Genomic DNA, 22,366 nt, shown 5'->3' on the forward strand with positions numbered 1-22,366 from the left:
TATGGATCAAGCAGAAAATTTAAGAACCATTATAAAGCGCCAGAATCAGAAACAAGTTAACAATGCCAGAGTTTTTGCTGTAACGAGTGGGAAAGGCGGAGTTGGAAAATCAAGCGTTTCGATTAATTTAGCATTACAATATAGAAAACTTGGGAAAAGAGTTATAATCTTAGATGCAGATTTTGGATTGGCTAATATTGAAGTAATGTTCGGGATAATACCAAAATATAACTTAAGTGATATAATTTTTAAAGGGAAAGAGTTAAAAGAAATTATCATTGAGGGCCTTGAAGGGGTTGGCTTTATTTCGGGCGGGTCAGGAATCGCAAAGCTGGTTAATTTGGATAAAGAACAAATAAAAAGATTAGTGAATAAACTTTCTGATCTTGAAGAATTGGCTGATATTATTATTATTGATACTGGAGCAGGCATTTCTTCAAGTGTTATGGAATTTGTACTTGCTGCACCTGAAACAATTATTGTTACAACACCAGAGCCAACTTCAATTACTGATTCATATGCATTACTGAAAGCATTGAGTATGAATGAGGATTTTAATAAAGAAGAGACAAAAATAAGAATACTTGCTAATAAAGTTATGTCTGAAGAAGAGGGCAGAAATCTTTTTGAAAAGTTAAGTATGGTGGTATCACAATTTTTAGGGTTGAAATTAGAGTTCCTTGGTAATATACCGCAAGATAATTGTATATCGAAAGCTGTGATGAAGCAAAAACCAGTATCACTTATGTTTCCCACAGCGATTTCTACTAAAAGTTTCGAGAAGATTACACAATCATTAGAAAATAGTGAAGATACAGCATTTATTTATAGAAAAGGTATTAGAGGTTATTTTAAATCAGTGTTTGCTAGAAGGTTATAAAAGGGCGGAGTGAAGATGGACAACCTAATTTCAGTAGGAATAAAAATTGAATTAAAACAAACATTGAATAGAAATGAAGCTCAAAATGAGAATGCAAGAAATTATGTGAGCCAAGTACTAGACATTAGCGATATTACTTTTCAAGCAGCAATGCCAATATATGGGGGACACTTGGTGCCACTAGAAGTTGGCGCTAAGTATGATGTGATTTTTAAAACAGAAAAAGGATTATATAAAGCTGTTTGTGAAGTAGTGGGAAGAAGTAAAATAGAAAAAATATATTTAGTAGAGCTAAAACCTATATCAAAATTAGAAAAATTTCAGAGGCGTGAATATTTTAGGTTTAATACCAATATTGATGCCAGTATTTGTTTGATTTCAGAAAATGAAATGAAGAATTTTATTCAGTTACTAACATTTCCAGAAGAGTATAAGAATAAAAAGAAGACCGCAGCTATAATTGATATCAGTGGTGGCGGCGTAAAAATTGTTTCAAATGAGTTATATAAGAAAAATGATATTGTACTTATTGAATTTAATGTGATGGTTGGTTCAATATTTAAAAATTTAAATGTGTTAGGAAGAGTGATTGCATCTACCACTTCTGATAATAGATTGGATTTGCGAGAACATAGGATTGAATATAATAAGATTCCCAAAGAAATTAGGGAATTAATTGTCAAATATATTTTTGATGAACAGAAAAAGATACTACAAAAAGAAAGAGGATGATGATGTTGCTTAAAAAAATATTAGTAATTGATGACTCTGCACTCATGAGAAGGGTCATTTCTGATATAATTAACGAGAGTAATGATTATGAAGTAGCTGCCATTGCAAAAGATGGCGTTGAAGGATTTGATTTGATTATATCTAATCCTAATTTATATAGTGCTATAATACTTGATATTAATATGCCAAAAATGAATGGATTGGAGCTATTGGAGAAACTGCAGAAAAATCGTATTAATCAGACGGTTATTGTGGTTAGTACAGTAGCAAAAGATGGGGCTAAGGAAACCATCAAAGCACTTGAATATGGAGCTTTTGATTTCGTAACCAAGCCAGAAAACTATCTAGATACAAAGGGTGATGTCTTTAAAAAACAGATTCATAATATGCTTGACTTAGCTACAAATTCTAGTAATTCTATTGCTAGGACCAAAACTGTATCAACACCGATGGAAACAAATCACTTGAAAAAATTGGAGGAAGCGGCAGAGGCACTGAATGCGTTAAGAAGAAGAAGTACGGAGCAGAATGTATCTACTATTAAAGTGGATACCACATTATTTACAGACATAAAAAGAAATGAAACAAAAATAGTCGCATTAGCATGTTCAACAGGTGGACCAAAATCATTACAACAATTAATCCCATTTCTACCGAATAATTTGGATGCGGGTGTTGTAATTGTTCAACATATGCCAAAAGGATTTACATTTTCATTGGCTCAACGTCTTAATGAAATTAGTGATATTAAGGTGAAAGAGGCCGAGGAAGGTGATGTTATTTCCAAAGGATGTGTCTATATTGCGCCAGGTGGTCGACATTTAAAAATATCCAAAAGTGGTGCGTCATTTGTAATAAAAATTAGTGATGAACCAGCAATTGAAGGATTGAGACCATGTGCAAATGTAATGTTTAAATCATTAGAGGAATGTAATTATGACGAAATAACTTGCGTAGTTCTTACAGGAATGGGATCAGATGGAACAAAAGGAATTCAAGGATTAGCAGCAGCAAAAAAGAATATACATGTGATTTCTCAAAATGAAGAAACCTGTGTAGTTTATGGAATGCCAAAGGCAATAGTACAGGTGGGGCTTGTTGACGAGATTGTACCTCTCAATAAAGTTGCAGCTGCAATTACAAAGAATGTGGGGGTGTCTTAAAATGGACGTAAGCCAATATTTAGAGATTTTTATTGATGAATCAAACGAACATTTACAAAGCCTTAATGAGCAGCTCTTAGTATTAGAAAAAGAGCCAGAAAATAAGGAAACAATTAATGAAATATTTAGAGCAGCACATTCATTAAAAGGAATGGCTGGAACAATGGGCTACAAGAGAATGCAGAATCTTACACACAATATGGAAAATGTGTTTGCTGAAATTCGCAATGACAAGATGAAAGTAACGGCTAATTTGGTTGATGTATTATTCCAATGCCTTGATGCTCTTGAAAGCTATGTTTCCAATATTCAAAGTAGCCAAGATGAAGGTACCTATGATAATGAACCTGTCATCAAACAACTTAACGACTTCTTAAACAGCGGAACTGAAAAGACACTAAAGACTGTAAAAGCATCAAGTGCATTAGCAGAAACAGCAGCTAGTAGCGAAACTGGATTGAATGATATTGTACTTGCTGATTTTGAAAAGCATGCGGTGAATGAAGCTTTAAAAAGAGATCTGAATGTATATAAGATTCAGGTTGCAGTTGACCCTAATTGTATTTTGAAGGCAGCAAGAGCATTCTTGGTATTTAAAAATTTGGAAGGTCATGGTGATATTATTAAGTCAGAACCTACTGTACAAGATATTGAAGATGAACAGTTTGACTTAACATTTAACATTATTATCGTTTCAAAAGAATCTTTTGAAAGTATAACAAAAATTATAAAAAATGTTTCTGAAATCGGTGACGCTTTTGGAGAAGTAATTACAATACCATTTTCTGATGAGGAAATTAATGCACAAGATAATGAAGATAATAAAGATTTAGATCAAGTTTACTCGAATGAAACTAAGCCAGCAGCAACAAATCAAAAGGCACCAGTGGTTAATAATAAATCACAGGCAAAGACAGTTGGAAGATCAGTAAGAGTTGATATTGAAAAGTTAGATGTATTAATGAATCTTGTGAGCGAGCTTATTATTGCAAAGAATGGTCTTGTTTCAGCTAGTAATTCTGAAGATGATAAAAATATGAATACAAATCAAGGCTTTAATGAGCAGATTGAATACTTAGAAAGAGTTACAACGAATCTTCATGAATCTGTTATGAAAGTTCGAATGATGCCAATTGAAAGTGTCGTTAATAAATTTCCAAGGATGATTCGTGACTTAAGTAAAAAGCTTGATAAGAAGATGGAACTTTATATGACCGGTGAAGAAACAGAACTTGATCGTACAGTTATTGATGAAATTGGAGATCCTTTAATGCATTTACTCCGAAATTCAGCTGATCATGGGCTAGAAAATAGCGCAGTTAGACAAGAACGAGGAAAAGATGAAGTTGGTTCAATTTTCCTTGATGCTTTCCAAGATGGCAATAATGTTGTTATTGAGGTTCGAGATGATGGTAATGGAATTGACGTTGAAAAAGTAAAAGGTAGTGCATTGAAAAAAGGAGTTATCACTGAGGAGCAAGCATCTATGATGTCCGATAAGGAAATCGTTGATTTGCTATTTAGGCCAAGCTTTTCTACAGCAGAAAAGATTTCTGATGTTTCAGGACGAGGTGTTGGGCTAGATGTTGTTAAATCAAAGATAGAAGCACTTGGCGGTGACGTTGAAGTTAAGAGTAAATATGGAGAAGGAAGTACATTTACAATTAGACTTCCACTTACACTTGCAATTATTCAAGCACTTATGGTTAAACTTGGTGATGAGAAATATGCAATTGCTCTCGGTTCAATTCAGACAATTGAGGATATTCCTGTTAGTGAGATTAAACATGTCCATTCAAAAGAGGTAATTCACCTTCGTGGAAATGTAATTCCACTTGTTAGATTAAATAAAGTTATTGATCTTCCTGGAGAACAAGAAGAACAAGAAAATATTACAGTTGTTATTGTAAATAAAGGCGATAAACAAGCTGGACTTGTTGTTGACAGCCTAATTGGTCAGTTAGAAATCGTTATAAAATCACTAGGAAAGTATATTAATATTAATAGAATGATAAGTGGTGCAACTATCCTTGGTGATGGTTCTGTAGCTTTGATTATTGATGTTAATACACTTGTATAGGGGGGAATCATTATGGATGAATTAAAATTGAATAGCGTAGAAGAGCCAACATCATTACAATACATAGTAGTCAATATTGGTAACGAACAATACGGAATTAACATTAAGTATATTGATAATATTGTTAGAATTCAAAGAATCACAAGAGTTCCAAAAACTCAGCCTTATTATAAAGGAGTAATTAACCTAAGAGGCGAAATAATTCCAGTTATGAGCATTAGAATCAAACTTGGATTAGAGGATGATGTATTTACTGATAAATCAAGAATCATTATTGTAAAAGTAGAAAATGCATCAATTGGAATTATTGTTGATCAGGTTAAAGAGGTTGTTACTTTAGATGAAGCTAATATAGAGAATCTGGCTACTGATGTAAACGACGAATTCTCAGGATATATCAATGCAATTGGTAAAAGTAAAGGTGAACTTATAACACTTCTTGATATTATTGGTATAATTGTTGAAAAAGAAAACTAAAAGGAAAGCGGTGATTCTTTGGGAAAAATTAATCTTAATGCATTAGATGAAATGCAATACGATGTCTTAAAGGAAATTGGAAATATTGGTGCGGGTAATGCAACTACTGCACTTTCACAAATGCTTAGTATGAAAATGGATATGTCAGTCCCCAAGGTGGGGTTGATTTCGTTTAAAGAGATTTCTAATTTGATCGGTTCTGAAGAGCAGATTGTTGTCGGAATACTTTTAGAATTAGAAGGCGAAATCAATGGTATGATGATGTTCTTCTTTGATATTAAGTCAGCACATCATTTGGTAGACGTATTGATGCAAAAACCAATAGAAAACAAATCTATCGATAACGAAAGTACAGACTTTTCGGAAATTGAGTTGTCAGCCCTTAATGAGATTGGGAATATCGTGGCTGGTTCATATTTAACAGCAATTGCAACACTTACAAATATGAAAATAGTTTCATCTGTTCCTAATTTGACAATTGATATGGTTGGGGCTTTAATTAGCGTTCCAGCCATAGAATTTGGAAAATATGGTGATAAGTTATTATTAATTGAGTCACAGTTTGGTGAAATGGATTTTGTGACTGGATATTTTCTACTGATTCCGGATTATGAATCTTATGACAAAATACTGTCGTCTTTAGGAATGTAACGCTAATTTACATAAAATCATTTATTAAACGAAAAAGGTAGAAAATATGGGCGAGATGATAAAGGTAGGTATGGCAGATCTACAAGTATGTAAGAGTCCTGATGTTTTAACGACACTAGGACTTGGGTCATGCGTCGGCGTTGCATTATACGATCCAATTACAAAAGTAAGCGGTCTATTGCATCTGATGTTACCTGATAGCACAAAGATTAGGAATAATGAAAATCTTGCAAAATTTGCTGATACAGGAATTCAAGAATTAATACGTCAAATGCTTTTGATTGGAGCAAATAGATCAAGAATAGTAGCTAAGATTGCAGGCGGAGCACAGATGTTTGCCATGAAATCAACTAATGATTTACTTAGAGTTGGTGAAAGAAATATTGAAGCAGCTAAAGAAAACTTAATAAAAAGCAATATACGCATCATGGTTGAAGATACTGGTTACAATTATGGTCGAACAGTTGAGTTACATGCTGAAACTGGCAATTTTGTAATTAAATCAGTGGGAAAACCTTTAAAAACATTATAATTTTATTTTAACCTTTTAAAAGTAGTACAGAAATGAGGACAAATATGAAATTTCGTAATTTACCTACAATTATTGTATTAGTGTCTGGATTTTTTGCATGTATAATCACATTAATTTATCAGTATCCGATAGATCAAGCTTTATGGATATTAGTTGTTGTGATGGTTATATTTTATTTGATTGGTTTGGCGCTTAGAAAAATTCTGAATATGACATTCGAAGAACATTCTATTTCAAATGAGAAGTTTGATGAATCTGATTCAGATTCGGATTCAGATGGTAATAGCAATCTGAAAATATAACATACATTGTGTCGGGGGCAACTTGAATGGATGAAACCAGTAAAAATAAATTATGGATGGAATATTCTAAAACAAAAAAAAATGAGTTAAGAGAACAACTGATTATTGAGTATTCTCAACTTGTTAAGCTTGTAGCGGGTAGACTTAGCATGTATTTAGGATATAATGTTGACTATGATGATTTAGTTGGTTATGGCATTTTTGGCTTGATTGATGCTATAGATAAATTTGATTATGGAAAAAATGTTAAATTTGAAACGTATGCGAGTCTAAGAATTAGAGGTTCAATTCTTGATCAAATAAGAAAAATGGATTGGATTCCTAGGTCACTTAGGCAAAAGCAAAAGAAGATAGATGCTGCAACGTCAAAAATCGAATCTGCGAATGGAAGAGTTGCAACAGATGAAGAAATTATAGCAGAACTAGAAATATCTATGGAAGAATTTTACAACTGGCAAGGACAAGCAAAATCTACAAACTTGATTTCTTTAGATGAATATACAGAAGCTGGTAGTGAGGTGAAGACTGATTCAATAAATAAGTCACCATTTGAAATGCCAGAAGATGTTGTAGAAAAACAAGAACTGAAATTTAAAATAATGGAGTCGTTAGATACACTTACGGAAAAAGAAAAAAGAGTTATTCTTTTTTATTATTATGAGGAAATGACGTTAAAAGAAATAAGTTATGTTTTAGAAGTATCAGAATCAAGAATTTCTCAATTACACACAAAAGCACTTATTAAAATGAAATCAAAATTAGGCGTTTATATGAACATATTGTCTTAGAAAGGCTCCTCTTGGGGCAGTTTGGGGTGGGTTATGAGTGATTGTCTAGGTGGTTATTTTAAATTTTCAATAGCAAGTGATGGATTATATCTTACAGTTTACCCACCTAAAATTGGTGGAAAAAGAGCATCGATTGATGATTTTATGTTTTACATCGAAAAAAGAAAGATTGCTGATTGCAGTTTAATTAAGGCAAAAGAGGCATTCAAAGTAACGGATGTTCCTATTACTGTTAAAGTATCCGATTATACTGTATTTCCGAGCAATGAATTTGGTGATTATAGAATATCTACTAATGGTATGACAGTTGAAGCTATATTTTATCCACCATTTGAAGGAGCAAATGAATTATCCGAGCAAGAGATTGTTAAAGATTTGCAAAGTGTTGGTGTTAAATATGGTATTGATAATTTGGCGATTCGACAATTCATTCAAGAAAAAGAATATTTCAAAGTATATTTTCTTGCAAGGGGATTAGCACCAAGAGAAGGAAAAGACGGAGAACTCGTATATAATTTTAATACTGATTTAAAGCCTAAACCTAAAATGAAAGAAGACGGATCAGTTGATTTTCATACACTCGATAATGTTAATCATATTCAGGCTGGCGATATTATTGCTTCAGTAATTCCTGAGGATGTGGGAGAACCAGGTTTTGATATATTTAATAGATCAATTCAACCCCGAAGAGTTAGAAAAGTAATGCTTAGAAATCAAAAAAATACGAAGATTTCAATTGATGGTCTTTCACTTATTTCCGAAGTAAGTGGACATGTCACATTGGAAAATGATAAAGTATTTGTTTCAAATGTTTTGGAACTATCGAATGTAGATAATTCGACTGGTGATATTGAATATGATGGTAGTATTGTTGTTAAAGGTAATGTATTAGCTGGATTTTCAGTTAAATCTGCTGGAGATATTACAGTAAATGGTATAATTGAGGGCTCAAAGATCTTTGCAGTTGGTAACATTTCTATTAATAACGGAATACAGGGTATGAATAGAGCTGTTATTCAGGCAGGTGGCAATATTGTAACTAAATTTATTGAGAGTGCGGAAAGCATAATTGCAGGTGGCAATATTGAGACAGATACAATTTTACATAGCAAAGTAATTGCAAAAGGACACATTATTGTAAATGGAAGAAATGGACTTATAATTGGAGGCGATGTTAGGTCATCATCACTAATTGAAGCAAAAACAATTGGAAATGGAATGGGAACATCTACAACAGTTGGAGTTGGTGTAGACCCTTCTGTAAAAAAGAGATTAGATGAATTAAAAAAAGAACTTGATAAATCAGGAAATAGTAAAATTCAGTTAAGTCAGTTAATGACTTTATTAAGAAAAAAACAAGAGGCAAATGGTACATTAGATACAGAAAAACAAAAGATGTTACAAAACACAATGAAAAGTTTGATAATGCTTGAACAACTCATAACGTCAGATAAAAAGGAACTTGAGGAATGCAGAATGCTGTTAACAGAGGACAGTAATGCTAGAATCAAAGTATATAACAATGCCTATCCTGGTATTAAGTTTGTATTTGGTGAGCAATATCTATTTCTTAGAGAAAAGTATACTTATTGTCAATTTATGAAAGTTGGAGCCGACATTGCAAGCGTTCCACTATAACAATATATTTGTTTGAACGGTTTATTTTTCATGATTATTATATGGTGAGTCCTTAAATAATACGAATTGCATTTGCACAGCAGATGGGAGTAGTTATGTCAGTAAGACCAGTTGATTTTGCAACACTTCAAAGGATGAATGAGGTGTCGCAAATCAAGCAGAATGAAATATCCAAACCTATGATAGACCAAGTTAATATTAAGAATCTGTTTACGAAAGAAATAAATTCAAAATCGGAACAAGTTGGTAAGAAAGATGATTTGGATAATGGACAAAAGAAATTTGATGCCAAAGAAAAGGGCAGCAATAATTATTTTGGAAGTAATGCATCAAAACATGATAGCGAAGAAGATACATCAGAAGGGCGAGTGTTCGTAAAAGGCCAAAAAGGGTTTGACATTAAGATATAGGGATTTGTGAAAAACTTAATTGATAGGTGTGAGTGAAAAACAATATATAATTATGTATTTGCCTTGCCTTTCCTTCAAACAGCAAAGTGCGCTGTTTTCAGCCGGTCTGCGGCGAAATGCATAATTATATATTGTTTTTCACGGGTTATGTTATAAAGTGCGTTTTATCACTTGAATCATATAATTTAACTGTAATGTAGAAGTGGCGGAAATGCGAAAACGGCGGAAATGCGAAAAGTCGGAAATTCAAAAGCGGCGGAAATGCGAAATAAAGATTCGCTTGTAAGAATGTTGTGCATTTTTATTTATTGCAAAATTTACGTTTCAAGACAAAAGAGAAACAAGTGTGATAGAAAAATCAAAATGAAAGGGCCCAAAATGCAGGTTTCCTTCACACTCTTTATATGGGTAGTATCGCAATTGTAGATTGAGGTATGCATAGGTATAAATATGTCAACGTTAGAAATAGTATTAATGATCTGTGGAATTATTTGTGTAATAGTGAGTTATGTGATGGGCAATGGTAGAATTGAGTCTAGCGAAAATCAAATTGTGTCTGCCGAATTAACTATAAAACAAAAAGAAAGTATCCAAAATCAAATCAATGTGGTTATTGAAAAAGAATTAGAAGCACTTGGTGAGAAAACAGAAGTAACATTAGAAAAAATTTCTAATACTAAAATCTTGGAAATGAACGAATATGCAGATACCGTTCTAGGTGAAATCAATCGTAATCATAACGAAACAGTTTTTTTATATGATATGCTAAATGAAAAAGCAAAGGAAGTAAAATCAACAGTCAAAGATGTTAATCTTACAAAAATGCAAGCTGCGAAAATGCAGTCAGAAGTTTCAGTAACAGATGAATCTATTGAAGATAGCGAATTTGATAATGATAAAAATAATGCAGCATTAGCTGTTGAAATGTTAACTAGAAATATAAGCGCGAAACATGTAGAGAATGCAGAACTTATAAATGGTAAAATTAATACAATTGCAAAGTTTTCAAAAAAATCAGCATCTAGTTCTTCTGGTGAAAATGATTCGAAATCAATCAGTAAGCCAATCAAAAGTAAAAAGATAGCTTCACGACAAATCCAAGGAAATGTTGTTGAGATGAATATTCAGTTTGAAAAAGGTGCAAATAATAATGAAAAAATCTTAAAACTTTATATGGATGGAAAATCTAACAAAGATATTGCGAAAGAATTAAGTCTTGGTGTTGGAGAAGTAAAACTTGTAATTGATTTGTATAATAGTGGAAAATAGTGAGGTAGAGGTATTATGAAACTCAAATTTTATTTAAGAGGATTAGGAGTTGGCGTTTTAGTTACTACCTTAATACTTACAGTTGCGAATGGCATTAGAAATAGTCAGTCAACATTACTTGAAAATCCTAGTACTGTAGCTTCGGTGCTTAATACTAGCAAGGCTGAAACGAAAGCAGCAAATACAGAGCAAACAATAGAACAAAAAAATGAAACTTCCGCTCAAACAAAGTCAGAAGTAGTTACACAAGCACAGGAACAGACATCGGAAGAAAAAGTTACAGAGGCAACTACTGTACAAAATGTAGAAGTGGTTAACCAACCAATAACTGTAGTTTTAAGTAATATATCAGGATCTGAAAATGCAGCACAGGCTATTGCAAATGCAGGAGTGATTGATGACTGGAAGGATTTTAATAAGTATTTGGAAAGCTCAGGATATGCAGTAAAAATTCATAATGGGACATATACGTTGTTGAAAGGTCAGGATTATGAAAGTATAGCCAAAATAATAACAGGGAAGTAAAACAATCAAATTTGTTCGATAAATAAAAAAGCCTTGCTTTATACTCAATAAGTATGATACAATTGCAAAAGTAAAAAAACACGCAAATAGATTTCTGAATCGGTGCCAGTTTACGCACTGGTGGTTTAGAAAGATGACATTTGCGGAAGACAAAATAACCAATGGAGGTATATTATGAGCGTAATATCAATGAAACAATTACTTGAGGCAGGTGTTCATTTCGGACATCAGACAAGAAGATGGAACCCTAAGATGGCTGAGTACATCTACACAGAAAGAAACGGTATCTATATCATCGATTTACAGAAATCAGTAGGTAAAGTTGATGAATGTTACAAGGCAATGTCTGACATTGCTGCAGATGGCGGAACAATTCTTTTTGTAGGTACTAAGAAGCAAGCTCAGGACGCAATCGCAACTGAAGCAGCACGTTGTGGAATGTTCTATGTGAATGAAAGATGGTTAGGCGGAATGCTTACGAACTTCAAGACTATTCAAAGTAGAATCGCAAGATTAAAAGCAATCGAAAAAATGCAAGAAGATGGAACATTTGATGTTCTTCCTAAGAAAGAAGTTATCAACTTAAAGAAAGAGCTAGAGAAACTCACAAAGAATCTTGGCGGAATCAAAGAAATGAAAAAGATTCCAGACGCTATTTTTGTTGTTGATCCTAAGAAGGAAAGAATTTGTATTCAAGAAGCACATGCACTTGGAATTCCACTTATTGGCATTGTAGATACAAACTGTGATCCAGAAGAATTGGATTTTGTTATTCCTGGTAATGATGATGCAATAAGAGCAGTTAAACTTATTGTTGCTAAGATGGCAGATGCTGTTATCGAAGCAAATCAGGGAGCTGAAGTAGCAGAAGCTGCTGAAGTAGAAGAAACAGTTGAAGCTTAATTAGTGTTAAAGTGATAAGATGCTTCAGCCTGCTAGTCCAGGTTGAAGCATTTTTTAAAATTTATAAAAAATTGTAAAATTTAAAATAAATAAATTATGGAGGTAATTACAAATGGCAGAAGTTACAGCAGCTATGGTAAAAGGTTTAAGAGAATCAACAGGTGCAGGAATGATGGACTGTAAAAAAGCTCTTACAGAAGCAGAAGGCGACATGGAAAAAGCTATAGAAGTATTAAGAGAAAAAGGACTTGCAGCAGCAGCTAAAAAAGCAGGAAGAATTGCAGCAGAAGGTATTACTAAAGTCGTTATCGTTGATAACATAACAGCAGCAATTGTTGAAATCAATTCTGAAACTGATTTCGTTGCAAAAAATGCAGATTTTAATGCTTATGTAGACGCAGTTGCTTTACAAGTTATTGACACAAAAGCAGCATCAGTTGAAGAATTTTTATCTGAGCCATGGGCAAAAGATACATCGAAAACAGTTGAACAAGAACTTTCAAGCCAGATTGCATTTATTGGTGAGAAATTAAGCATTAGAAGATTTGAAAAAGTTACAGAAGAAAACGGTTTCGTTGCTTCTTATATGCATATGGGTGGTAAAATTGGTGTAGTTATTGATGTTGTAACTGATGTTATAAATGACGAGATCAAAGAAATGGCTAAAAATATTGCAATGCAAGTTGCCGCTATCAAACCACTTTATACAAGTGATGCGGAAGTAGATGCTGAATTCATTGAAAAAGAAACAGAAATTTTAACAGCAGCTGCAAAGAACGAAAAACCAGATGCTAACGATAAGATTATTGAAGGTATGGTAAAAGGAAGAATTAACAAAGAATTAAAAGAAATCTGCCTTTTGGATCAAGTTTATGTAAGAGCTGAAGACGGAAAACAGTCAGTATCTGCTTATGTTAAAGAAGTAGCGAAAGCGAATTCAGCTAACATTACAATCAAGAAATTTGTACGTTTTGAAACAGGAGAAGGCATTGCAAAGAAAGAAGAAAACTTTGCTGAAGAAGTTGCAAAACAGGTTAGTAAATAAATTTAGATTAAATTAACATTAGAGCATTATTATTCGTAGTAATATGAATGATAGTGCTTTTCTTGGATATTAAACTTCCGGGGGTGAATATAAGTGAATACTAGGTTTTATAATGCAATGATTTTAACAATGTCAGATGGGTTAAATATAATCAAAGATGGTCAGGTTTGGATTGAAAATCAAACCATAATATTTGTTGGTACAGATAGTGAATCTAAAAATTTAATGAATTCAATTGATTGGGACAAAGAGATTGATTGTGAAAATAATTTGTTAATGCCCGGGTTTAAAGATGCACATACCCATTCTCCGATGACTTGTTTAAGGTCATTAGCAGATGATATGCCGCTTGATGAATGGCTTCATAATCAAGTGTTTCCAATTGAAGCAACGTTGACAGCTCAAAATATATATGATCTTACAAAATTAGCAGTACTTGAATATGTATCTGGAGGAATTACTGCTATTTTTGATATGTATATTAATCCTGAAGCGGTTGGAAAAGCTTGTATAGATACCGGAATGAGATGTGTTCAGGTTGGGTCTATTAATGATTTCACATTAACCCCTGATTATATAGAGAAAATGTATTTAAAATGGAATAACGATAACCCTCTAATCAGTTATGTATTAGGATTCCATGCGGAGTATACTACATCTGAATCGATATTAAAGCAAATTGCACAATTAGCTAAGAAATATAAAGCTCCTGTATTTACACACTTATCTGAGACGAAGTCAGAAGTTGAAAGCTGCCTTAAAAGAAATAATATGACACCAACAGCATATCTTGATTCTTTAGGGATATTTGACTATGGTGGAGGTGGCTACCACTGCATCTATATGACTGATGAGGACATTGAAATCTTTAAAAGGAAGAATCTTACCGTTGTTACAAATCCAGCCTCTAATTTAAAACTAGCAAGCGGCATTGCACCGATATCCACATATTTAAAAAAAGATATTTTGGTGGCAATTGGTACAGATGGGCCAGCCAGTAATAATTGCTTAGATATGTTTAGAGAGATGTTTTTGGTTACGGGGCTTGCAAAATATAGAGAAAATGATGCATCAGCAGTAGATGCAAATGAAGTGCTTAAAATGGCGACATTAAATGGGGCTTATGCAATGGGGCTTACAAATGCAGACACGCTAGAAAAAGGAAAGCTAGCAGATTTGATAATGATAGACTTGAATCAGCCCAATATGCAGCCGATTAATAATATAACAAAAAATATTGTATATAGTGGAAATAAGCAAAATGTTAAACTTACTATGATAAACGGCAAAATCTTATATGAGAACGGCAATTTTTATATTGGAGAGGAACCTCAAAATATTTATAAGAAAGCAAATGAACTTGTTGAAAAATTTGCATTTTTATCAAAAAAATGATATAAATAAATAGGTGATTTTAGCTAATAAAATTATTTGACAATATTCATTAAAATTCTTCTATAATACGACAGTATGTGATATAATAAATCATATTTGGGCGAAGATCGGAGGGATTCTGATGGATGATTCTACTAAAAATGCTCAGTGTAGAAAAAAAAGAATTGCAAAAATTAAAAAAATAATTATCATTTGCACATTTGCCCTTATTATTATACCAATTATACTATGCTTTTTATTATTTATAAAAATTTCAAAGTTGGAAAATAAAATTAATGATTTAATGTCATATACGCAGTCAGCTTCTATTGGAGAGCAAAAAGCAGGAGTTTCTGATCTGCCAGCCAAGGGAGAAGATAAAGTTACAAACGTTAAAATTACAGATGATCCATTGAATAATGAGATACTCGATACGCAAGAGCTTAGTACTGATATTAGCACGATAATCACAAATGAAAATGAAAAGAAAGTATATCTTACATTCGATGATGGACCGTCAGATAATACGGATTTGATTTTAGATATATTAGCAAAATATAAAGTGAAAGCTACGTTTTTTGTAATTGAAAAGACTGATGAGGCTTCAATAAAAAGATATAAAAGAATTTTGAATGAAGGACATACTTTGGCGATGCATTCATCGTCGCATATTTACACAAAAATATATGAATCCATGGAAACATATATTCAGGATGTTACTGAAATACAAAACTTCTTATTTGATGTGACTGGATATAAGCCTACAATTTATAGATTTCCAGGTGGATCAAGCAACACTGTAAGCAAGATAAGTATTAATACTTGTGTATCTTATCTTGATAGTGTGGGAATTACATATTTTGATTGGAACATATCTTCGGGAGATGCGGTAAGTACTCCGTTATCAACAGAAAAAATAATTAACAATGTTATTTCAGGTGTTGAACAAGAAAATAATGCAGTGGTTTTATTTCATGATGCAAATAACAAATTGAATACTGTGGAAGCACTACCGAGTATATTAGGACAATTAACTGATATGGGAGCTAAGGTTTTACCTATTACAGACAAAACCACTCCTGTTCAACATAAAATTAGCAAGTAGTACAAATATGGGAGGAATCTAATAATGGGATTTTTTAAAGATTTTAAAGAGGATTTATCGCAGGCAGTTAATGATTTAGTTACAGAACCGGAAACAGAAAAGACAAAGGATGAAGATGTTATGGTTAACACATTAGATGATGCATCAATATCAGATATGGCTGCATCAATTGAAAAAGAGGCAATGGATAGTATAGAGAGTTCAATTAAAGCCGATAATCTAATTGAAAGTTTGGCAGCTGATATTAAATCAGAAGTAGGAATTTCTGCTAATGATATTGAAGAAGATGATGAAGATGTAATTGATGAAACAGCAGTTATTACAAAAGGTTTATCTGTTATAGGTGATTTGAATTCAAAAGGTTCAATTGATTTATTTGGGTTTGTCGAAGGTAATGTCATTTGCAAAGGAAAACTTACAGTTAGCGGATCGATTGTTGGTGATTCGAAAGCAGCTGAGGTTTTTGCAAATAATGCGCAAATCGAAGGAAATATTGAAGCTTACGGTTCTATTAAAATCGGACAAGGTTCGGTTATCGTTGGAAATATAGCAGCGACTTCGGCCGTAATTGCTGGTGCTGTAAAAGGTGATATTGATATTCAAGGACCAGTTATAATTGATGCATCAGCAGTAATTGTTGGTGATATAAAATCAAAGTCAGTTCAAATTAATAATGGGGCAACTATCGAAGGTCGTTGTTCACAGTGTTATGCTGATATTAATGCAAATGCAATATTCGATAAAAAAAAGAAATAAATGGTAGTACATTTTTGAGGTGAAATTGTGAAGAGTTTGAATCGCGTTATATTAAAGTTAAGCGGAGAAGCATTGTCAGGAGATAAAAAGTCAGGATATGATGATGTAATAATTGAAAATATTTCAAAGCAGGTGAAAGAAATAATTTCAAAAGGAATACAAGTTGGTATCGTAATAGGTGGTGGTAATTATTGGAGAGGGCGCTCAAACAATAATATTGATCGAACAAAAGCAGATCAGATTGGTATGCTTGCAACTATTATGAACTGCATTTATGTATCGGAAATATTTCGTTCAGTTGGAATCATGACTAATATACTTACACCATTTGAATGTGGCAGTATGACAAAGCTATTTTCAAAGGATAGAGCAAACAAGTATTTTGAAAAAGGAATGGTAGTATTTTTTGCAGGTGGTACCGGTCATCCATATTTTTCAACAGATACAGGAATTGTACTTAGAGCAATCGAACTTGATGCAGATACAATATTACTTGCAAAAGCAATTGATGGCATATATGATAGTGATCCTAAGATCAATCCTAATGCAAAGAAATATAAGGAAATATCAATCCAGGAAGTTGTTGAAAAGAAACTTGGAGTGATTGATATGACAGCTTCAGTTATGTGCATGGAAAACAAAATGCCACTTATAGTTTTTGGCTTGAATGAAGAGAACAGTATTGTTAATGCACTGAGTGGTAAGATATCAGGAACAGTAGTTACAGTATAATATTATTTCTATATTAATAATATAGATTCGAATTTTAGAAAGGAACCGTAATATTACGGATTTGAAAATGATTGAAATTAAACAGTATGAAGAAAAAATGAAAAAATCAATAGATTCTTTATTGGAAGAATTTGATGCAATTAGAGCAGGTAGAGCTAATCCACATATTTTAGATAAATTAAAAGTGGATTACTATGGTTCACCAACAGGGTTACAGCAGGTAGCTAATATATCTGTACCAGAAGCAAAAGTTATTCAGATTCAACCATGGGAAAGTAACCTAATTAAAGAAATCGAAAAAGCAATTCTTGTTTCGGATTTAGGACTTACTCCTAATAATGATGGGAAAGTCATTCGATTAATATTCCCAGATTTAACAGAAGCAAGACGTAAAGAATTAGCTAAGGATATTAAGAAAAAAGGTGACAATGCAAAGGTTGCAATCAGAAATATTAGACGTGATGCAAATGATGCATTTAAAAAACAAAGTAAAGCAAATGAAATATCAGAGGATGATTTGAAAATTGTCGAAGATAAAATACAGAAATTGACAGATAAATATGTGACTGAAATAGATAGAGCAGTAGATGATAAAACAAGAGAAATTCTCACAGTATAATTAACATATTATAACTATTAGAAAAAAGTTTTTTCGTTTTCTGGTAGTTATTTCTAGAATCCGTAGAAAGTTATATTTTCTACGGATTTCGTGTGCAAAATGAAAAATGCAAGGAGGCCTCATTGGATAACTTTAACAAAGAATTAGGACTAAATATTCCACAGCATGTAGCGATAATACTTGATGGAAATGGAAGATGGGCCAAGAAAAAACATATGCCAAGAACATATGGCCATGTTCAGGGTAGCAAAGTAGTAGAAGATATGCTTACGGTAGTAGATGATATTGGAGTCAAATATCTTACAATATATGCGTTCTCAACCGAGAATTGGAAACGTTCACCCGATGAAGTAAGTACATTGATGAAAATCCTTAGAACCTATTTGAAGGATTGTATAAAAAAATGTATGAAAAATAATGTTAAATGCCGTGTTATCGGTGAGTCAACGGGCCTGAGTGATGATATTGTAGAAAGAATTTTTAATCTTGAAGAATCTACTAAAAACAACACTGGACTTAATTTTACAATTGCAATTAATTATGGCGGACGAGATGAAATAGTTAGAGCTGTAAAGAAAATAGCTGCGGACTTGCAATGTAATAAGATTTTGCCTGATAACATTAATGAACAGCTCATTCATTCTTATCTTGATACGAATGAACTTCCTGATCCTGATTTGCTTATTAGAACTAGCGGTGAAGAAAGATTGTCTAATTTTATGCCATGGCAGTTAGCATATACAGAATTTTATTTTACACCTGTGTTATGGCCAGATTTCAATACAGAAGAATTGATAAAGGCATTTGAGAAATACAATAAGAGAGAGAGACGCTTTGGCGGAGTTAAGGGGGATTAATATATTGTTCGAGAGAATATTAAGTGGAATTGTACTGATAATATTAACGGTATCTTCACTTTGGATAGGAAGTTGGTACTTATTTGGAGTGTGTATTTTCATTTCGCTAATTGGAATGATGGAATTATATAGAATTGTAGGCATACACAAGCAATTAATTGGTATAATCGGATATTTGTTTGCAATAGTATATTATATATGTGTATATTTTAATTATCAACAATACTCATTACTTATACTTTTGGCAGCACTTATGCTGATTATGACAGTATATGTTATAAGCTTTCCCAAATACAAAATAGAAGATGCTGTTATGGTTTTCTTTGGAATTTGTTATGTGGCAGTTATGCTATCTTACATATATCAAACCCGTGAAATAGAAAATGGGATTTATGTTGTATGGATTATATTTATATGCTCTTGGGGTAATGATACGTTTGCTTATTTTACCGGTGTATTATTCGGAAAACATAAAATGGCTCCAAAACTTTCTCCTAAGAAAACAGTTGAGGGAGCAATCGGTGGTGTAATTGGGGCTGCAGTTTTGGGCGCAGTTTATGGTTATATAGTTACAGGAAAACTTACAATAGTTACAAATACTATTTTCGTATTTGCTGTGGCTAGTGCTACTGGTGCATTATTATCAATTGTAGGAGATTTGGCCGCCTCAGCAATCAAGAGAGATCATGAAGTGAAAGACTATGGTAAATTAATACCAGGCCATGGTGGAATACTAGATAGATATGACAGCGTAATATTTACTGCACCTGTTGTGTTTTGGGTGGTTTATTTTTTGAGATGTTAGAAAGTAATGGCTAATGTAGCAAAATAGGAGAATGTTGTGAAGGGAAAAGCACCTTCACATCCTGATTTTAATGCTGCTAAAGCAGCAAAATAGGAGAATATTGTGAAGGGAAAAGCACCTTCACATCCTTGATTTTAATGCTGCTAAAGCAGCAGACGGGAGCACTATGAAAAAGATATCAATTTTAGGCTCAACAGGTTCAATTGGGACTCAGACACTTGACGTTGTAAGAAAAAATGGTGATATATCAGTTGTTGCGTTGGCAGCTGGAAGTAATATTAAGCTTTTGGCTGAACAGATTAGAGAATTTGGTCCAAAGCTTGTATGTATTGGGAAACCAGAACTTGAAAGCCAACTTAAGTTATTAGTGAATGATATTGATGTTAAAATTGTATCTGGTAATCAGGGTCTTGTTGAAGTAGCAACAATTCCAGAAGCAGAAATTGTGGTCACAGCTGTTGTTGGAATGATGGGAATTATTCCGACAATTGAAGCAATCAAGGCAAAGAAAGATATTGCATTAGCAAATAAGGAAACTCTTGTCACAGCTGGGCATATTATAATGCGACTGGCAAAAGAGAATGGAATTAAAATATATCCGGTAGATAGTGAGCATTCAGCAATATTTCAGGCACTTAATGGTGAGTTTAAAAAAGAAGTGAACAAGATTTTACTAACTGCGTCAGGCGGACCATTTCGAGGGAAAACGATTGAACAGATGAAAAATGTTACACTTGAGGATGCTTTGAAACATCCTAACTGGTCAATGGGTAAAAAAATCACGATTGATTCAGCTACAATGGTTAATAAAGGTTTGGAAGTTATGGAAGCCCAGTGGCTTTTTGATATTCCGGCTACGAAGGTACATGTGGTAGTACAACCACAAAGCGTAATTCATTCGATGGTCGAATTTGTTGATGGTGGAATAATGGCACAACTTGGAAGTCCAGATATGCGTCTTCCGATTCAATATGCACTGTATTTTCCGCATAGAAGACCGCTTGATACAAAACGCGTAGATTTTTTTGAACTAAAGCAGATTACATTTGAAAAACCGGATTTTACTAATTTCAAAGGACTCAGATTGGCATATGAAGCGGCAGCAAAAGGCGGAAATATACCTACAGCATTTAATGCTGCAAATGAATTAGCTGTTAGTAAATTCCTTGCTAGAAAAATTAAATTTTTAGATATACCAGATATAATAGAAATGGCTATGAATGATTTATCATTTATTGCAGAACCTACTGTAGAAGAAATTTTAGATACAGAGCGTAGCGTTTATGAATTGATTGAAAGCAGGTGGTGATTTGATAGATATAATTCTTGCAATTATATTATTAAGCGTAATTATTTTAGTACATGAGTTTGGACATTTTATATTGGCAAAAGCCAATGGGGTAATGGTTGTAGAATTCTCGTTGGGATTTGGTCCAAAACTTTTACATTTTAAAAAGGGTGAAACAGAGTATAGCCTTAAGCTTCTTCCATTTGGTGGAGCATGTATGATGCTTGGAGAAGATTATGATGCTGAGATTACTGATGAGGATAAAAGCATCCCTACAAATAGGCAAAGCATTAAAAATAATGCGAATACGAATGCGAATGCAAATACAAGCAACAAGATTATCGATAGTGATAAAGCACTGAAAAAACAATATGATATGACAAGAGCTTTTTCAAGTAAGTCGGTATGGGCTAGAATGTCAATATTAGCAGCTGGACCGATATTTAATTTTTTATTAGCTTTTATACTTGCTGTTATTATTATCGGAAGTTTAGGATATGATCCTTGTACAGTTAATTTGATCAATGCGGATTCTCCAGCGTCTATCGCTGGATTACAAGAAGGCGACTTGATTACATCGATTAATGGAAGAGATATTACTTTTACGAGAGAGTTGACTTTATATAGAACTTTGTATCCTGATAAGACTATGGACGTTACTTATGTTAGAGCTGGTGAAAAACATACCACAACTTTAACGCCACTGTATAATAAAAATTCCGCATACAGAGTAGGAATTACGATATCTAATTGTGTCGTTAATTCCATTTCTGCAGATTCACCTGCTAAAAAGGGCGGACTTAAGGTTAATGATTTGGTGAAATCAGTAGATGGTCAGCCGATAACAAGTAGTGACCAGCTGTCTGAGATTTTGGCAGTTACAGGCTCAAAAGAAGTTACTTTGCTGGTGGAAAGAGATGGAAAAGAAGTTACTCTTAATGTCATACCAGAGTTAACTGAAACGGAGTCATACTATACAGGATTATTTTGCTATGGTGAAAGAGTGAAAACAACTCCTATTCATACTTTAGAGTATGGTGTAAAGGAAGTTGGGTATTGGATTAGAACAGTATTTGACAGTCTTGGTATGCTAGTTGGAGGAAAAGTTTCACTGAATGATGTGGCTGGACCTGTAGGCATTGTCAATGTAATTGGAAATGTAGTAGAACAAAGCAAGCCAGATGGAGCTTTCTATATCATGTTAAATTTATTTAGTTTTGCAGTCATGATTAGTGCCAATTTGGGTGTTATGAACCTATTACCAATTCCCGCTCTAGATGGTGGAAGACTGGTGTTTTGTATTATAGAAGCAGTTAGAGGAAAGCCTATTAATAAAGAAAAAGAAGGAATGGTACATTTTGTAGGAATGATTTTGCTTATGGTTCTTATGGTATTAATCTTGTTTAATGATGTGAAGAATATATTTATGTAAAAT

Annotated in this window: 24 protein-coding genes; all 24 read left to right on the top strand. The window is 33.1% G+C overall.

The genetic code is table 11. From position 1 onward, the window contains the following. Position 1 precedes the first annotated feature (1 nt). The 24 genes from BMY18_RS04005 (at position 2) to rseP (ending at position 22,363) form a co-directional block, all read left to right on the top strand. Positions 2-880 carry a MinD/ParA family protein gene (locus BMY18_RS04005; RefSeq protein WP_092451005.1) on the top strand — a complete coding sequence of 293 codons (879 nt, stop codon included), beginning with the start codon at positions 2-4 and terminating at the stop codon, positions 878-880. 15 nt (positions 881-895) lie between these two features. Next, positions 896-1,612: a flagellar brake protein gene (locus BMY18_RS04010; RefSeq protein WP_092450804.1), complete on the top strand. Its 717-nt coding sequence runs from the start codon at positions 896-898 to the stop codon at positions 1,610-1,612. A 2-nt stretch (positions 1,613-1,614) separates the two neighbouring features. Continuing rightward, on the top strand, positions 1,615-2,775 hold the full coding sequence (gene cheB, locus BMY18_RS04015; RefSeq protein ID WP_330385931.1) for a chemotaxis-specific protein-glutamate methyltransferase CheB: 1,161 nt from the start codon (positions 1,615-1,617) through the stop codon (positions 2,773-2,775). Position 2,776: 1 nt separating this feature from the next. Continuing rightward, a complete protein-coding gene (locus tag BMY18_RS04020; protein ID WP_092450806.1) occupies positions 2,777-4,855 on the top strand; it encodes a chemotaxis protein CheA in 2,079 nt (692 codons plus the stop codon). Positions 4,856-4,867: 12 nt separating this feature from the next. After that, positions 4,868-5,332 carry a chemotaxis protein CheW gene (locus tag BMY18_RS04025; RefSeq protein ID WP_092450808.1) on the top strand — a complete coding sequence of 155 codons (465 nt, stop codon included), beginning with the start codon at positions 4,868-4,870 and terminating at the stop codon, positions 5,330-5,332. Between the two features lie 18 nt (positions 5,333-5,350). Then, the gene (locus tag BMY18_RS04030; protein ID WP_242940955.1) at positions 5,351-5,983 is read left to right on the top strand and encodes a chemotaxis protein CheC; all 633 of its coding nucleotides are present in this window, start codon (positions 5,351-5,353) and stop codon (positions 5,981-5,983) included. A 46-nt stretch (positions 5,984-6,029) separates the two neighbouring features. Then, the gene (locus tag BMY18_RS04035) at positions 6,030-6,515 is read left to right on the top strand and encodes a chemotaxis protein CheD (RefSeq protein ID WP_092450810.1); all 486 of its coding nucleotides are present in this window, start codon (positions 6,030-6,032) and stop codon (positions 6,513-6,515) included. A 44-nt stretch (positions 6,516-6,559) separates the two neighbouring features. After that, positions 6,560-6,817, top strand: coding sequence for a hypothetical protein (locus tag BMY18_RS04040; protein WP_092450811.1), 258 nt, complete (start codon positions 6,560-6,562; stop codon positions 6,815-6,817). A 26-nt stretch (positions 6,818-6,843) separates the two neighbouring features. Then, positions 6,844-7,605 (top strand): FliA/WhiG family RNA polymerase sigma factor, encoded by a 762-nt coding sequence (locus tag BMY18_RS04045; protein WP_092450813.1) that lies wholly within the window; start codon positions 6,844-6,846, stop codon positions 7,603-7,605. Positions 7,606-7,638: 33 nt separating this feature from the next. After that, entirely contained in the window at positions 7,639-9,243 is a 1,605-nt protein-coding gene (locus tag BMY18_RS04050; protein ID WP_092450815.1) for a DUF342 domain-containing protein, read from the top strand. A gap of 95 nt (positions 9,244-9,338) precedes the next feature. Beyond that, positions 9,339-9,653: a hypothetical protein gene (locus BMY18_RS04055; protein ID WP_092450817.1), complete on the top strand. Its 315-nt coding sequence runs from the start codon at positions 9,339-9,341 to the stop codon at positions 9,651-9,653. A 450-nt stretch (positions 9,654-10,103) separates the two neighbouring features. After that, a complete protein-coding gene (locus BMY18_RS04060; protein ID WP_092450819.1) occupies positions 10,104-10,922 on the top strand; it encodes a DUF6115 domain-containing protein in 819 nt (272 codons plus the stop codon). A gap of 15 nt (positions 10,923-10,937) precedes the next feature. Next, on the top strand, positions 10,938-11,447 hold the full coding sequence (locus BMY18_RS04065; protein WP_092450821.1) for a hypothetical protein: 510 nt from the start codon (positions 10,938-10,940) through the stop codon (positions 11,445-11,447). A 174-nt stretch (positions 11,448-11,621) separates the two neighbouring features. After that, positions 11,622-12,350: a 30S ribosomal protein S2 gene (gene rpsB, locus BMY18_RS04070; protein WP_092450823.1), complete on the top strand. Its 729-nt coding sequence runs from the start codon at positions 11,622-11,624 to the stop codon at positions 12,348-12,350. 112 nt (positions 12,351-12,462) lie between these two features. After that, positions 12,463-13,395 carry a translation elongation factor Ts gene (gene tsf / locus BMY18_RS04075; protein ID WP_092450824.1) on the top strand — a complete coding sequence of 311 codons (933 nt, stop codon included), beginning with the start codon at positions 12,463-12,465 and terminating at the stop codon, positions 13,393-13,395. A 93-nt stretch (positions 13,396-13,488) separates the two neighbouring features. Then, entirely contained in the window at positions 13,489-14,790 is a 1,302-nt protein-coding gene (locus tag BMY18_RS04080) for an amidohydrolase (protein ID WP_092450826.1), read from the top strand. 121 nt (positions 14,791-14,911) lie between these two features. Next, the gene (locus tag BMY18_RS04085) at positions 14,912-15,874 is read left to right on the top strand and encodes a polysaccharide deacetylase family protein (protein ID WP_092450828.1); all 963 of its coding nucleotides are present in this window, start codon (positions 14,912-14,914) and stop codon (positions 15,872-15,874) included. A 24-nt stretch (positions 15,875-15,898) separates the two neighbouring features. After that, complete coding sequence (locus BMY18_RS04090; RefSeq protein WP_092450830.1) at positions 15,899-16,630, top strand: polymer-forming cytoskeletal protein; 732 nt, start codon at positions 15,899-15,901, stop codon at positions 16,628-16,630. A 36-nt stretch (positions 16,631-16,666) separates the two neighbouring features. Next, positions 16,667-17,362, top strand: coding sequence for a UMP kinase (gene pyrH / locus BMY18_RS04095; RefSeq protein WP_092451011.1), 696 nt, complete (start codon positions 16,667-16,669; stop codon positions 17,360-17,362). A 67-nt stretch (positions 17,363-17,429) separates the two neighbouring features. After that, positions 17,430-17,981 carry a ribosome recycling factor gene (gene frr, locus BMY18_RS04100; RefSeq protein WP_092450831.1) on the top strand — a complete coding sequence of 184 codons (552 nt, stop codon included), beginning with the start codon at positions 17,430-17,432 and terminating at the stop codon, positions 17,979-17,981. Positions 17,982-18,103: 122 nt separating this feature from the next. Continuing rightward, positions 18,104-18,838, top strand: coding sequence for an isoprenyl transferase (locus BMY18_RS04105; protein WP_092450833.1), 735 nt, complete (start codon positions 18,104-18,106; stop codon positions 18,836-18,838). A gap of 1 nt (position 18,839) precedes the next feature. Next, positions 18,840-19,643, top strand: coding sequence for a phosphatidate cytidylyltransferase (locus BMY18_RS04110; protein WP_092451013.1), 804 nt, complete (start codon positions 18,840-18,842; stop codon positions 19,641-19,643). 166 nt (positions 19,644-19,809) lie between these two features. Continuing rightward, entirely contained in the window at positions 19,810-20,952 is a 1,143-nt protein-coding gene (gene dxr, locus BMY18_RS04115) for a 1-deoxy-D-xylulose-5-phosphate reductoisomerase (RefSeq protein ID WP_092450835.1), read from the top strand. A 1-nt stretch (position 20,953) separates the two neighbouring features. Beyond that, positions 20,954-22,363, top strand: coding sequence for an RIP metalloprotease RseP (gene rseP / locus BMY18_RS04120; protein WP_330385934.1), 1,410 nt, complete (start codon positions 20,954-20,956; stop codon positions 22,361-22,363). The last annotated feature ends 3 nt before the right edge of the window (positions 22,364-22,366 follow it).

Source organism: [Clostridium] fimetarium (assembly GCF_900111235.1).
In the GTDB taxonomy this organism is placed as follows: domain Bacteria; phylum Bacillota; class Clostridia; order Lachnospirales; family Lachnospiraceae; genus Clostridium_N; species Clostridium_N fimetarium.